At 43.4% G+C, this 12,873-nt stretch carries 13 protein-coding genes; 7 read left to right on the forward strand and 6 right to left on the reverse strand.

The annotated features are described in order from the left end of the window. The first annotated feature begins 138 nt into the window (after positions 1-138). Both DESGI_RS14050 and DESGI_RS23165 read left to right on the forward strand, forming a co-directional pair. A complete protein-coding gene (locus tag DESGI_RS14050) occupies positions 139-837 on the forward strand; it encodes a response regulator transcription factor (RefSeq protein WP_006520813.1) in 699 nt (232 codons plus the stop codon). 10 nt (positions 838-847) lie between these two features. Further along, positions 848-3,121, forward strand: coding sequence for an ATP-binding protein (locus DESGI_RS23165; RefSeq protein ID WP_006520812.1), 2,274 nt, complete (start codon positions 848-850; stop codon positions 3,119-3,121). Positions 3,122-3,347: 226 nt separating this feature from the next. Here the strand turns inward: DESGI_RS23165 and DESGI_RS14060 are convergent, their stop codons facing one another. The 4 genes from DESGI_RS14060 to resB all read right to left on the reverse strand — a co-directional run bounded on the left by DESGI_RS14060 (position 3,348) and on the right by resB (position 7,084). Then, positions 3,348-4,019 (reverse strand): superoxide dismutase, encoded by a 672-nt coding sequence (locus DESGI_RS14060; protein WP_006520811.1) that lies wholly within the window; start codon positions 4,017-4,019, stop codon positions 3,348-3,350. 292 nt (positions 4,020-4,311) lie between these two features. Continuing rightward, a complete protein-coding gene (locus DESGI_RS14065) occupies positions 4,312-4,812 on the reverse strand; it encodes a NapC/NirT family cytochrome c (RefSeq protein ID WP_006520810.1) in 501 nt (166 codons plus the stop codon). A 101-nt stretch (positions 4,813-4,913) separates the two neighbouring features. Next, positions 4,914-5,714 carry a c-type cytochrome biogenesis protein CcsB gene (ccsB, locus tag DESGI_RS14070; protein ID WP_006520809.1) on the reverse strand — a complete coding sequence of 267 codons (801 nt, stop codon included), beginning with the start codon at positions 5,712-5,714 and terminating at the stop codon, positions 4,914-4,916. Then, positions 5,711-7,084 (reverse strand): cytochrome c biogenesis protein ResB, encoded by a 1,374-nt coding sequence (gene resB, locus DESGI_RS14075; protein ID WP_006520808.1) that lies wholly within the window; start codon positions 7,082-7,084, stop codon positions 5,711-5,713. The genes ccsB and resB overlap by 4 nt, the downstream gene beginning before the upstream one ends. Before the next feature lie 981 nt (positions 7,085-8,065). On the opposite strand from resB, the gene DESGI_RS26140 reads away from it, so the two are divergent. The 5 genes from DESGI_RS26140 (at position 8,066) to DESGI_RS14090 (ending at position 11,215) form a co-directional block, all read left to right on the forward strand. Then, positions 8,066-8,200 (forward strand): hypothetical protein, encoded by a 135-nt coding sequence (locus DESGI_RS26140; protein WP_006520805.1) that lies wholly within the window; start codon positions 8,066-8,068, stop codon positions 8,198-8,200. 268 nt (positions 8,201-8,468) lie between these two features. After that, entirely contained in the window at positions 8,469-8,849 is a 381-nt protein-coding gene (locus tag DESGI_RS14080) for a hypothetical protein (protein WP_006520804.1), read from the forward strand. A 120-nt stretch (positions 8,850-8,969) separates the two neighbouring features. Next, positions 8,970-9,104 carry a hypothetical protein gene (locus DESGI_RS26145; protein WP_006520803.1) on the forward strand — a complete coding sequence of 45 codons (135 nt, stop codon included), beginning with the start codon at positions 8,970-8,972 and terminating at the stop codon, positions 9,102-9,104. A 304-nt stretch (positions 9,105-9,408) separates the two neighbouring features. Continuing rightward, positions 9,409-10,452, forward strand: a complete 1,044-nt coding sequence (locus DESGI_RS23170; protein ID WP_006520801.1) for a GNAT family N-acetyltransferase — start codon at positions 9,409-9,411, stop codon at positions 10,450-10,452. Positions 10,453-10,864: 412 nt separating this feature from the next. After that, the gene (locus DESGI_RS14090; protein ID WP_006520800.1) at positions 10,865-11,215 is read left to right on the forward strand and encodes a YmaF family protein; all 351 of its coding nucleotides are present in this window, start codon (positions 10,865-10,867) and stop codon (positions 11,213-11,215) included. Positions 11,216-11,996: 781 nt separating this feature from the next. Here the strand turns inward: DESGI_RS14090 and DESGI_RS24625 are convergent. Together DESGI_RS24625 and DESGI_RS23885 are read right to left on the reverse strand one after the other, a co-directional pair. Further along, positions 11,997-12,170, reverse strand: a complete 174-nt coding sequence (locus DESGI_RS24625) for a hypothetical protein (RefSeq protein ID WP_006520798.1) — start codon at positions 12,168-12,170, stop codon at positions 11,997-11,999. Positions 12,171-12,355: 185 nt separating this feature from the next. Further along, a complete protein-coding gene (locus DESGI_RS23885; RefSeq protein ID WP_006520797.1) occupies positions 12,356-12,562 on the reverse strand; it encodes a hypothetical protein in 207 nt (68 codons plus the stop codon). Positions 12,563-12,873: the final 311 nt, after the last annotated feature.

The following is a 12,873-nucleotide window of genomic DNA, read 5'->3' on the forward strand; positions in this document are numbered from 1 at the left end:
GCAACGTCATCCATTTTATGGTGCCTATTTTAACGGCAAAGATGCCCTTTTCCAGGTCTTCACAAGCCTGGATGTAGGGCATTTTTTTATTTTTCCGGCGTTATCGTACAAGCTCTCACTAAGAAAGGTGGCGGTACCATGCTCAAGAGAATTCTGATCATAGACGACGAGCCCGAGATGGTGGAACTAATCGAGAAGTACCTCAAACGCGAGGGTTTTCAAGTTATTACCGGGAACACGGGCCGGGAGGCCATCCGACTTGCCAAAAGCCAAAAGCCGGACCTGATTATCCTGGATCTAATCATGCCGGAAATGGACGGACTGGAAGCCTGCCAGGTTCTCCGGCGAGACAGCTTAACCCCCATCCTCCTGATCAGCGCCAAAGGTGACGACACCGACAAAGTCCTGGGGCTGGGACTGGGAGCGGACGATTACTTAACCAAACCATTTAGTTTAAACGAACTGGTGGCCCGGGTGAAGGCTCACTTGAGACGTTGCGATTACGCTAAAAAAGCGGCCCCCGATACCGGCTTGGACTTTATTGCCTGCGGCTCCCTGGAGATCAATACCAGGAGTCACGAGGTGCATATGGGGGGCAAACCGGTAATACTGACATCCAAGGAGTTTGAACTGTTGTATTACATGGTTCAAAACGCCAACCAAGTGTTCAACCGGGAGACCCTTTACGAAAAAATCTGGGGCTATGACTCCAGCGGAGACAGCCGAACAGTAATGGTACACATCCGGAGACTGCGGGAAAAGATTGAGGAGGATCCCAATAAGCCCAGATACCTTAAGACCATTTGGGGAACAGGCTATAAATTTTGTGCAAACTAGCAGGTGAAATATGAGAAAGAATCATCAACATCCGAGGTGCAAAAACTACGGAACAATCAGCAAGTTAATCCACTTGTTTGAGTCCAGCCTGCATTACAAACTGCTGCTGGTCATGGTCCTGATCACCATACCTCCCCTGGTGCTTTTAGGCGCTTACAGCCTCTACCAAACCACGGTGGAAATCAGCAGGGCCGTGGAAAGCACCAAGCAGAACCTGATCCAGAACACTTTAAACCTTCAGCAGGAAAACCTCAAAAGCCAGGCCGCTTTAATTGACGCCGGCCTGGAGAATGTGGTCAACAACATCAAAATTTTACAAAGCATCTCGGAGAACATATTTAACAATCCGGAGGAGTATAACCGGCCCGGCACCATCACGAATATTCTCACGGATTCTCAATATGGCTACTATTACTCACCCCCGGACCACCTGCCGGACACGGAGATTTCCAACGTTTTCATCAGCAATAAAACTAAAGTCACCCCGAAACTCCTGGCCGAGTTGGAAAGATTGAAGCACATGGAGCCCGTGATGCAAAGCTTTGTTTCTTCCAATGAAAACGTGGTGGCGGTATATTTTAACTTTAAAGAATCGGCGGCCAGGATTTATCCCAAGCTGGACTTTAAAAAGCTGGTGGAACTGCAGCTGTTCCCACCGGACTTGGAGGTGGGAAACTACGAGTTTTTCTACAGCGCCGATGAAAAGCACAACCCGGAAAAAGAGATCACCTGGACCAAGATCTACCGGGACATTACCGACCGGGGGCTGATGATCACCTGCAACGCCCCGGTCTACCTGGCCGGTGGAGAGCTGCGGGGCGTCCTGGGTGTAGACATAACCATGGCCAATATAATCAACAATATCCTGAACATTGAATTTGAGCAGCCCGGAGCCTACGCCGCCTTAATAACTGCTTCCGGGGAAGTAATAGCCAACCCGGAAAAGTTATCGCCGGACACCAACCCCAACCCCATCGCAAGCCTTTTAGGCAGGACGGATAACCCTGTTTTTAAGGAAATCGGCCAAAAGATTCGGGAGGGTGAATCGGGCTGCCGGGAAGTGGTTCTGTCCGGTGAGAGTAAGTATTTGCTTTACGGTCCCATGGGAAATTCCGGCTGGGCCTTGATCTACGTTATTCCCGCCCATCAAATCACCGAGCCAATTGAAAAAGAAGCCCGAAGCCTGATCATTGAAAAGAACAGTGCCATCCTGTCCAAAATCAGCTTTGGCACTCTCTCCATCCTGCTGATTGTCACCGTCTTTTCCATCCTCTTATCAGGTAACATCACCAAGCCCGTCAAGGACCTGACCAGTGGAGCAACAGCCCTGGGAGAGGGCAACTTCGGCCATGTAGTTCCGGTTAACAGCAAGGATGAAATCGGTACTTTATCCGTAGCCTTTAACACCATGTCCAAACAGCTGCAGGAAATGGTCCTAGCCCTGCAACAAAAAGCCATGGAGCAGCAGATCCTTAACACGGAACTGGCCGATTTGAATCAGGATTTGGAAAGTAAGGTTCTGGAAAGAACTTCCAGATTGGAAGAGGCCAACGCCAACCTGCAAGAAGCCCTGGACAGCATCAGCGCGGTGGAAAAGTCCAGACGGGAGCTGCTGGCCAATGTTTCCCACGAACTGAGGACACCGCTGATGAAAATCCAGGGCTACGTAGAAGCCGTCCGGGACGGCCTTTATAAAGACAATAAGGAGTTCCTCCGCTACCTGGAAACCATCTACCTGCATACCACCGGGATAAACAGACTGATCAACGACCTTTTCGACCTGTCCCAGCTGGATGCCAGACAGTCCATGCACTTTACGGTAACGGATTTAACACCGGTCTTTGAGCAGTACTTTGAGGAAGTCTCTTTGTTCCTGGAACAAAAAGAAATTAATTTTAGTTATTCTCTTGATAATACCCTACCACCGGTCAAGGTCGACCCGGACAGGATTATTCAGGTTCTGGAGAACCTGGTGTATAACGCTGCCAAGTACTCTCAGCCGGGGGGGCAGATTCAGATTTTTGTAAAGGCGCTTGCCGACGGAGTGCTGGTGGAAGTGACCGACAGCGGCCGGGGCATCCCCGCAAAGGACCTACCCTATATTTTTACCAGGTTTTTTAAAGGCCGGGGAGTAAATAACCCCAAATCAAACGGCGCCGGCCTGGGGCTGGCCATTGCCAAGGCTATTGTAGAAGCCCACCAGGGCACTATTGGAGTGGAGAGTCAGCCTGGTAAAGGTTCCCGCTTCTTTTTCAATATTCCCGTTGTACCCAAAGGAAAATAGGTGTTTTAAATCAAGAGGTGGCTGTACAAGCCCCCTTATGCATATAACAATGATAATTCTTCTATTTAACAGTCCTGTCAAGTAAAATTAGAGTGTTCATAAAACAAAAACTTTCCTTTATTCAATTACATTTCAATTACATTTCAATTATTATTTCACCGTTCCCTCTATTAAGCTTTAAATTTCTGTACCACTTTCCAGGTGAACCCTTTAAGGTAACTGTCCTTTAAGTCATTCCTATCACTAGCGGTAACTTACCCTGCATGGCCATAAGGAGTCTTCTTTCTACTTCAGTCCAGTTGACTAGCTTCCACCACGCCCTAACGTAGTCTTCCCGCCGGTTTTGGTAATCCAGGTAATAGGCGTGCTCCCAGGTGTCCAGCACCAGGATGGGAATCCCTCCCCACTGGGTCAGATCCTGGTGCTTTTCAGCCATTAGGATTTCCAGTCGGCCCCAGGCCGGGTGCCAGATCAGAACCGCCCAGCCGGATGCTTCGACCTTTATTGCGGCCTCACTGAACTGCTCCACGAAAGCCGAAACGCTGCCAAAATAGCCAAGGATCTGGTTTTGCGTTTGGGGACCGGGCTGCCCGCCGGTTCCGGGGGAAGTCATCACCGTCCAGTAGATGCTGTGCAAAATGTGGCCGGAACCGTTAAAGGCTATTTCTCGCTCCCAGTGTTTGATCAGGCTGAAATTCCTATTGCGCCGCGCTTCCACCAACTCCAGTTCCGCTTTGTTCAAGCCTTCTACATAGGACTTGTGGTGCCGATCGTGGTGGATTGTCAGTGTGGTGGTACTAATGACCGGTTCCAGAGCGCTATAAGGATATGGCAGCGGCGGCAATCGATGGCCGCCCGGCGGCACTGCCGGTTGGAACCAGAAATTTTTTGTATTCATTTGAATCCCCCTTCTTGCAATACGTAACAATGGGTTTTGACGGATATTATACCTAAAAAGACCCAACCCCCGGCCGGCATTTATACCAAAACCAGGGGTTGAGCTTGCAGCTGCATGGCGCCACTATTACTATATGCAGCTATTCTTTTTGATGTGCCAATAGAAGGCGATACTCCGGAAGTAACCTGCCGTAAGGTATCATTTGGGAAATACCGAAAACAAGTTTTAAACAGTTTGGCAGTATTGTCATATACAAATTGTCAGTCAAATTTATTCGTCATCTTGTCGAGATCTAATTTGTTGGTATTACTTTTTCAATGCCAATATCCGTACTATGACCAACGTCTCTATGGCAATTTAAGCAACTCTCATCGTTTTTCGTTGATTTAAGATGGTCAAATTCCGCCCGGTCTAATTTAACCGTATCCGGATGTTCTTTGTTTAGATCAATATGACAAACAAAACAATTTCTTTCATTAATATAAGCTGCCTTAATCATCACATCTGAAAAATCACCTGTTTTATCCATCAGGTAATAATTTAGTCCCCGGCTTTTAGAGTGAAGTTTAGCCAGAGGCCCGGAAGGTTCATGACATTGCAAGCAGTTAACATCTTTGTGCGACGTTTTTTCCCAAGACACCACGTAGCGTTTTACATAGTGACATTTGGCACAAAATTCCGGAGTAGAAGTGTATACATAAACACCCATAAATGCACTGTAGGCTATAATTATGACAATAATTATGCTCATTATGCTTATAAGAACGGTTTTCGCGAGTTTTCCTTTGGACAAGGCCATCACCTACGTTTTAATTGTTACATTATACTAGTCTTTTCTTATTAAAATTTTTTATGTGTCTGGCATTAAAGGAATTTTGATCTTGAGCAGTTATGCTAAATATAACTATGAAGTCCAGGCATTAGCCAGGTTACCCCAAAAAGTGTAAAAATCACAGCTCCGAATCCCATAACCACCATCCAGGCCGAGTGTTTTCCCCTCCACTGACGGCTAAAGTGTCCATGTAGATATATCGCATAAATCATCCAAGTGATTAACGCCCAGGTCTCTTTAGGGTCCCAACTCCACCAGGTGCCCCAAACCTGTTCTGCCCAGATTGAACCGGTTATCAATACTAAAGTCATGAAGGGAAAACCGAAAGCAATTGCTTTATTCATTAACTGTTCCACCATTAGTTCCCCTTTGCTATCCAGCATACGCCGCTTTCCTCTAAAAAGCAGCAAAAGCCCTGCACCAAAGGATACCGTAAAAGAGCCATAGGCCAATATGGCCACTGCTACATGAAGCTTTAACCAATAACTTTGCAAAGCAGGCATTATGGGTTGCGCCTCTTTATTCATGCTCCCGGTATAAATAAAAAGCGCTAGAATTACTAGCAGCACCGGGATGCCAAGAAAACTAACAGGGTAACGTTTCTGTAAGAATAAGAAAATTAATACTGTGCCCCAGGATAATAACAAGATAAATTCATATAGATTTGCCGCTGGTAGGCGGCCAATGGTCAGCATTCTGAAAAACATGGTTAATGTATGGGCTGCCAGCCCCAGACCGATAAATATTTTAGTTACCTTATTTAGGTTGGGCTGCCTGTTGAAAATAAGCAGTAAAATTAAGGTTAACGTATAAGCTACCAGAGTTAGATAATAAAAAAAGATTTCCGGATTAAACTGCGTCATACCATGCACCCCTTTTTAAGCACGGACTTTTTATCAACGCCTACCATATTTGACATATAAGCTTCCAGATTATCTTTTAAGTCGTGGTCATGGTTGTTTTGACCTTGACCGGCCAGGTGTATGGTAACACCATCCTCGTTAGGTGTAATTAATGCCCAAACATACCTGGGCTTTACGTAAAAATGCAGGCCAAGACCGCTCATTAAGATGATAAAGCCAGCTAAAACCACCAAAAACCCCAGGTCTTTTTTAACTATCAACCCTGTATATAGATCATACCGGTCAAAGTATAGGGTCAGGTCTCCCAACTGGATAGTCTCACCTAAACCGGCTACGCCCATTTCAATTAAAGTACTATTTTGATATAAAACATAAATCAGCTTTGGATTAAGTGGCTTTTCAGAACGGGATGCCGGGTGTCCTGTTTTATCCAGATAATAATCCGGGTAAAAACGAACTTGAAGGGCCAGCTCTTTTATTTGCGGCAATTGTATAAGACCGCCGTTTTCAACGGTAAAGTTATGTTTGATAGCCCCCTTCTCCAAGCTTCCTTTGATTAACCAGCCATAGGAAGCTTGATATACCTTAACTCCCTTGTAGCTCAACGGATTATTTACGGATATGGTCTTTTGTACTTCTGTTTTGCCCATAACTACTGCACTTAAATTGCTTTGGTACTGGCTTGGGCTTCCGTCAGGGTAATAGTTAACTTGAAAATCGTCTACCTTAAGGTTAAATGGATAGCCTTCTTGAGTGAGTTCAGCCATCCCGGACACCGGTACCTGGCAGCTAGTACTTTTACCATAGACACCACTTAAAAAACTTCCGGCAATGATTACCACCAGCGCCAGATGCAAAAGCGGCGACCCCAAACAGCCGAATGTTCCACTGCAAGCTGTTAAAGCTGTGGCATTACTGTCTAACTTAGCAAAAACGCGGTAGTTGCTGCACTTAAAAACACGTTTTAATTCACCAGCCACAGCATTTACATTACCGCCCCGAACTTCAATAGCCTGATAGAGATTGATATTTTTAAACTCATGGATATCTTTTTTCCACCCGGGGTTGGAGATCCTATGTATGCTTTTGAAAAGCTTTTGGCCGGCACACAGGCACAGGTTCAGCCCTATGGATATAGCTAAAATAATATACCAGCAGGAATAAAAAACGTTGGTAAAACCCAACTTTATTATAAGAGGGGCCATTATTCCACCGTAAATAGCATAATAAACACCCGGGTCCTCCCGCTGGGGAATAAAGCTGCCTAAAATACTGACTATGGTTATAGCAGTTAAAAGTATAATTCCCAAACGCATGGACGCCCAGTAACGCAGCAAGTTTTTGCCGGTATTTTTTATTAGCCCCATCATTTTTCGGCATCACCCCCCTGGCGCGTTGCTATAGCATTTATTAAGTGCGTTTCCAGCAATTTTTATTATTTCCATATCCTCTTAAACTATGACAGGGAGTTTAGCTTTAATAAACAAGGACCATAATGTTTTTTTTGGAGATACAGATAATAAACCATTGCCAGGCAAATGTAGTTAAATCACTTATTTTTTAATCTTTCCACGATAAGCAACCAGCCACCAGGCAACAGCCACCCCGGCTAATAGGGCTATGGCCAGCAGCGTGTCTTCCCAAAACTCCATAACATTACCCCCATATTCACATTAAATTTATTTTGCCACCGGGTCGGAACCCGGTAACCCAGGTCTACTAGGGTTTTGAGCAGTCGTTATTGTCCATTACTTTTTTAAATTACGCTGTAATATTAATTGGTTTGTAACATTTTTTCTGGCAGCTACATACTTATAACAGTATAAAAACAAAAAAGGAGGATTTCAAAATGGGTTATGGTGGTGGAACTAACTTTGACGGAAGTTTTATCCTATTTCTTATCCTGATTCTGCTGGTATTCGGCACCGGGTTCTTCGGTTACGGCGGAGCTTACAGCGCCGATAAATAATCCAGTTTTTTAAGAACTGAATAATGAAATCGTGCAGGAGGGGGCGGTAAGCCTCCATCTTCTTGCACCACCGCAATTGGAAAGAAGCGTTCATAACAGAGGCGCTTCTTTCCACTTTAAGACAGCTAATGCGCTCATTTCTTTGGCAAGGGCAAAGAAATAATTACTGAAAACAGTCTGTCTTGCCCGCCTGTATATACTCTGAGGTAGGTACGGAAACCTATTAATGGCCATCGTAACCAGAACGGCGGAACAGATTATTGAAGAATTGTCTAAAGGAAAATTTTAATGTAGATTCCAATTTATGTACCATTGACTTGTAACATCTTCCTTGGCTGTTACATACTATAACAGTGTAAAAACTGGAAAGGAGGATTTCTATATGGGTTACGGTGGTGGAGTATCTGTACCGGGTTACACAAACTTTGACGGTAGTTTCATTCTGTTTCTTGTCCTGATCCTGTTGGTATTCGGCATGGGGTTCTTCAGATTCCCTTTTTGCAGCGTTGACAAATAAACATAAATAGGGCCGGGAAGTTCAAAAGCTAAAAACCCGTTCTCGTAAACCGAGAATTGGGTTTCTAGCTTTTGTTTATAAATACATCTCTTTTATTTATACATACAAGGGCTGAGAAGTTCAGGAGTATGACAGTTGATTTTGCATTCTAATATGATTCTTAGAATCGGTAATATCATAAAACATTTTACAAAAAAAAACCGAAGTAACCTCTGGCAATATTTTGGAGTATTATGGTATTAAATCTAGTATTTTAGAGGTAGCGTGGATGATAAAAAAAGATATACCTACACTTATCTACAATGACCCTTTTAACCAGGATCCGACCCCTGGATGGTATAACAAACAAATAGTTTATTATTTAAACCTGGGCCGCGTGTTTCTCGAACCTTCCATGAATATAGTAGCTGATATTTATCAATTTGTATTTGGTTTTGATGATGTCGATAACCCCATAAGGGTACAACAGCAAAGTAATGTTATTGATGTTGTTCCCGGAGACCCGGGTTACACTCCTTTGTGGAGAATAGTATTTGTAGTAGTCCCACCTTACTTTGTGCCCCAATCTATTCGGTCTGTACAGGAAATTAGAATTGCTCAATTTCCTATTGTTGCCACCGATATTATTATTAATTGCCCCGTCTTATAAAAAAGTACCTGGACTTTTTAGCCCAGGTATTCTTATTAATTAATATACCATTGACTTGTAACACCTTCCTTGGCTGTTACATACTATAACAGTGTAAAAACTGGAAAGGAGGATTTCTATATGGGTTACGGTGGTGGAGTATCAGTACCGGGTTACACAAACTTTGACGGAAGCTTCATTCTGTTCCTAATCCTGATCCTGTTGGTATTCGGCATCGGGTTCTTCCGCTTCCCATTTTGCAGCGTTGACAAATAAAAACTGAATAGTTTATATCATCAACAAACAAAAGGAGGATTTTAAATGGCATTTGGTGGTGGTACTTTTTTTGACGGCAGCTTTATTCTGTTTTTGATTTTGATTCTGCTTGTATTCGGCATGGGCTTCTTTGGCTTTGGATTCGGTTACAGCGCCGACAAGTAAACATAATAAACACTAGCAGGAAAGTGCAAAAGCTAGAAACCCGTTCTTATAAACCGAGAATTGGGTTTCTAGCTTTTGTCTACGAATACATCTCATTTTATTGCATAATAGGTTTAAAATCTGTTGATGGGGGAAAAATATGCAACTTGAAGTTAAAAGGGTGAACAATGATAAAGTCATGCAAGCTTTTTTGGCTATACCTTCCCGGGTCTATGGCGAAATGGATATTCCGCCTTGGGCGGCCGCTTCCACAATGAGAAGTATGTTTAATGTGCTGTTAAATCCGGGACTGAAGCACATAGAGTATGCCAACTTTGTGGCTTTTGACGGTAACCAGCCGGTGGGGCGAATAACAGCGGCTATAGATAGTTTAAACCCCAGGATTGGGGAAGGTTTTTGGGGGAGTTTTGAGTGTATAGATAGTACAGAGGTGGCTGCCGAACTTCTGGAAACAGCTGCCGGATGGCTAAGGGAAAAGAAAAAAAACGTTATGCTAGGGCCCGCCACTTTAAATACCAACCAGTATGTCGGCTTACTAATTAAAGGTTTTGAATCCGAGGTATACAAAGAGATACCGTATAACCCGCCTTATTATCAAAATTTGGTGGAAAGTACAGGGCTGGTAAAGGCTCATGATCTTGAATGTTATAAATGGCACCTTCCTGAAACTCTTCCAAATGCGTTACAAATGGGCCATAAGTTGGAAGGTGTGATTATACGCCCAATTAATTATTTTAACTTTATAAAGGAAGCAAAGATAATCCAGGAATTATATAATAAAATCTTTCCCAAAATGTGGGGGTTTTTACCGATAACACATGGAGACGCCCAGGCAATGGTGTTGGGGTTGGTAAATTCTGTGCCACCTGATCTTTTTCTCATAGCAGAGGTGCATAGAAAACCGGCCGGCATACATTTAGCCATTCCCCATAAAAAACCTCAGCGGGATAGATCCGGTGGAAAGGTCAGACTGGCCATTGGAGGTGTAATGCCGGAGTTTAGAAAAAAGGGCCTGCACAGACTAATGTTAAAAGAATGTTATAAACAGTGCCGTAAACTTGGTCTTGTGACGGGAGAGGTCTCGCAAGTAACAGAAAGTAATGATGTAAAGTCAAAAATCATATCTCCAATTATTGGCAAAGAAATTACCAAAATATACCGAGTATACAAGAAAGATTTATAACCCCTAAACTCCGTGATAATTCCGGAGTTTAGGGGTTTGCTATTAATCCGGATAGATTTTTGACGTCGGCATAGTGGAACAACACACGGTGACCATGGGTTAAGGAAAGTATACACAAAAAGGAGACTGGATCTGTAAAAGGGGGACAAGCACCGATTCACAAAACGAATTGGAGCCAGTCCCCTTTTTATTTTAGACAAGGATTAAAAATGAGCATTTATGTTAACAAATTTTCCGGGTAAAGAATAAAATAACATTAAAGTTAAAATATAGAAAGGAGATTTGTAGAGTTATGATTACACACTCGGAGTTGGCCCTGGTTTTCTAAGGCTCTCGCAGTGACGCCGGGTATAATGAGCCGGTTTGTTATTGTTAAATAAGTGTTCATTATTGTATAGGGAGTGATAACAAGATGGCGTATGGTTTACAAAGCTCTTACTCAAATCCCTTAGGACAAATAACCCATGTTCACGGCTATGCAAATAGAACAAGTGTTGATGAAGGACACTTGCATATCATGAGAGGCGACACCGGTCACACCATTAGGGTACCTGGTGATGATCACGTTCACAGGGTGTTCGGAGTAACCAGTCTTGCGGTTGGGCACCGTCACTTTTATGCAGTCGTTAGCGGGCTGGAAATACCGACCAGTCCGGGTTTCCATGTCCATCGCTATCAGGGTGTTGTAATGGTCGCCGGATCACCACCGCATATACACCGGTTCGAAGGGATAACGGCTCCAGCCCCTGATGATATTCCGTAATTACATTTCTTGAAAAGCTTTTTATGGCTATTTGTGAATTTATAGTAAACAATCGTTTTGGCTGTAACACATTTTCAATCAACTGAATAGTTTATATCATCCAAAACAAAAGGAGGGCTTTAAATGGCATTTGGTGGAACTAACTTTGACGGCAGCTTCATTCTGTTTTTAGTTTTGATTCTGCTTGTATTCGGCATGGGCTTCTTTGGCTTCGGATACGGCGGTTACAGTGCCGAGAAGTAAGCAGAATAAACCGGACTAGTAAAGTGCAAAAGCTAGAAACCCGTTCTCATAAACCAAGACTAGGGTTTCTAGTTTTTGTTTCCGAATCTATCTCATGAACTTATACCTGCCATCAGCAGGGTTTATCAGCATGCTTCTATGCACTAGAATCGACTTCCGTCCTATTTGGATCAAATCTTCTTTGGCCAGTTCATTCAGCACCACTGTTTACCGACTCGCGGGTCGAGCCAATCATGTTTGCCAATACATTAAGAGATTCCGATAAAGAAGACTTGGTTCAGGTGGGGTTTTGACCTGAACCTTAGTCGCACTTATTTCGAGCTTAAAGCCTGTTAATCCCCATTAGTTGGGGACATTCCTGTCCCCAGAGTAATATCAATTGGGGACATACCTTCGACCCTAATAGCTTTACCCGAAAAAGAGAAGGTGTGTCCCCTGACCGATTCCCTTCAGCAGGTGTGTCCCCTTTCCTTATGCGGGCGGAGTCTTACAGACTATGCGAAGATAATCCTCTGTCGGTGAACGACATCGTGTGGGATTATATCCTTTTCCTGTAACTGAAGGTGAGCACTGGTTTGGGTATTCCGTACTCGTCCTTCTCGCTGCTCAGTGTTACCGTGGGGTTGATATCCGGCAGCACTCCGCCGACCATGGTGAATATAAGAAACATAATGAGACTTTCGTCAAAGCGTCCATCCTGACCATAACCCATTTAGAAACACCCCTTCCTGGTTGTTATGCTGTTATATATTATGTAGCTGATTAGGAGATGTTATCGAAAAACACCATAATGTGTTAAGTATAAAGCCCAAAAAATACCTGGACTTTTCAGCCCAGGTATTTTTATTGCTTAATATATCGTTTGGCATATAATAGCACCGTAATTTTGTATCTTGCTTATTTCTTTTTCTTTTTGTAAGGGCCGAACCAGGGGAAAAACCAGGGGAAAAAACCAGGGCCGAATCCCGGACGACCGTACCCCGGACCGTATCCGGGGCCATAACCAGGACCATAACCAGGGCCGTATCCCTTACCGGGACTATAACTAGAGTCTTTTTTCTTCTCGCCTTTTGCCGGTCTAGGACCACCGAAACCATATCCCATAGTAAATCACTCCTTTTTTGTTACCACAATATTCCCAGCTAAGGGATTCTGTTACAAAAAAGTCAAACTATATATAATAAGTTATTGAGGAAGCCCCTAAAGGAAATTTTTGATGTGAAACCCAATTTATATACCATTGAATTGTAATATCTTCTTGGCAGTTACATACAATAACAGTTCTTTATAAGCTATTATATTTAGCATGGATGCCATATGTTTAATTTTTTGAAAAATATTAACTGGTTAATTCGTAACGCATTTCAACATAATTGAATAATTTGATATTGTGGAAAATAAAAAAATAACGGTGG

It is taken from the genome of Desulfoscipio gibsoniae DSM 7213, from assembly GCF_000233715.2.
Taxonomy (GTDB): Bacteria; Bacillota; Desulfotomaculia; order Desulfotomaculales; family Desulfallaceae; genus Sporotomaculum; species Sporotomaculum gibsoniae.

Bases quoted from the DNA above. Each gene is read 5' to 3' on its own strand.
- DESGI_RS14050 (WP_006520813.1), top strand. From the start codon at position 139: ATGCTCAAGAGAATTCTGATCATAGACGACGAGCCCGAGATGGTGGAA.
- DESGI_RS23165 (WP_006520812.1), top strand. From the start codon at position 848: ATGAGAAAGAATCATCAACATCCGAGGTGCAAAAACTACGGAACAATC.
- DESGI_RS14060 (WP_006520811.1), bottom strand. From the start codon at position 4,019: ATGAATACAAAAAATTTCTGGTTCCAACCGGCAGTGCCGCCGGGCGGC.
- ccsB (WP_006520809.1), bottom strand. From the start codon at position 5,714: ATGACGCAGTTTAATCCGGAAATCTTTTTTTATTATCTAACTCTGGTA.
- resB (WP_006520808.1), bottom strand. From the start codon at position 7,084: ATGATGGGGCTAATAAAAAATACCGGCAAAAACTTGCTGCGTTACTGG.
- DESGI_RS26140 (WP_006520805.1), top strand. From the start codon at position 8,066: ATGGGTTACGGTGGTGGAGTATCTGTACCGGGTTACACAAACTTTGAC.
- DESGI_RS14080 (WP_006520804.1), top strand. From the start codon at position 8,469: ATGATAAAAAAAGATATACCTACACTTATCTACAATGACCCTTTTAAC.
- DESGI_RS26145 (WP_006520803.1), top strand. From the start codon at position 8,970: ATGGGTTACGGTGGTGGAGTATCAGTACCGGGTTACACAAACTTTGAC.
- DESGI_RS23170 (WP_006520801.1), top strand. From the start codon at position 9,409: ATGCAACTTGAAGTTAAAAGGGTGAACAATGATAAAGTCATGCAAGCT.
- DESGI_RS14090 (WP_006520800.1), top strand. From the start codon at position 10,865: ATGGCGTATGGTTTACAAAGCTCTTACTCAAATCCCTTAGGACAAATA.
- DESGI_RS24625 (WP_006520798.1), bottom strand. From the start codon at position 12,170: ATGGGTTATGGTCAGGATGGACGCTTTGACGAAAGTCTCATTATGTTT.
- DESGI_RS23885 (WP_006520797.1), bottom strand. From the start codon at position 12,562: ATGGGATATGGTTTCGGTGGTCCTAGACCGGCAAAAGGCGAGAAGAAA.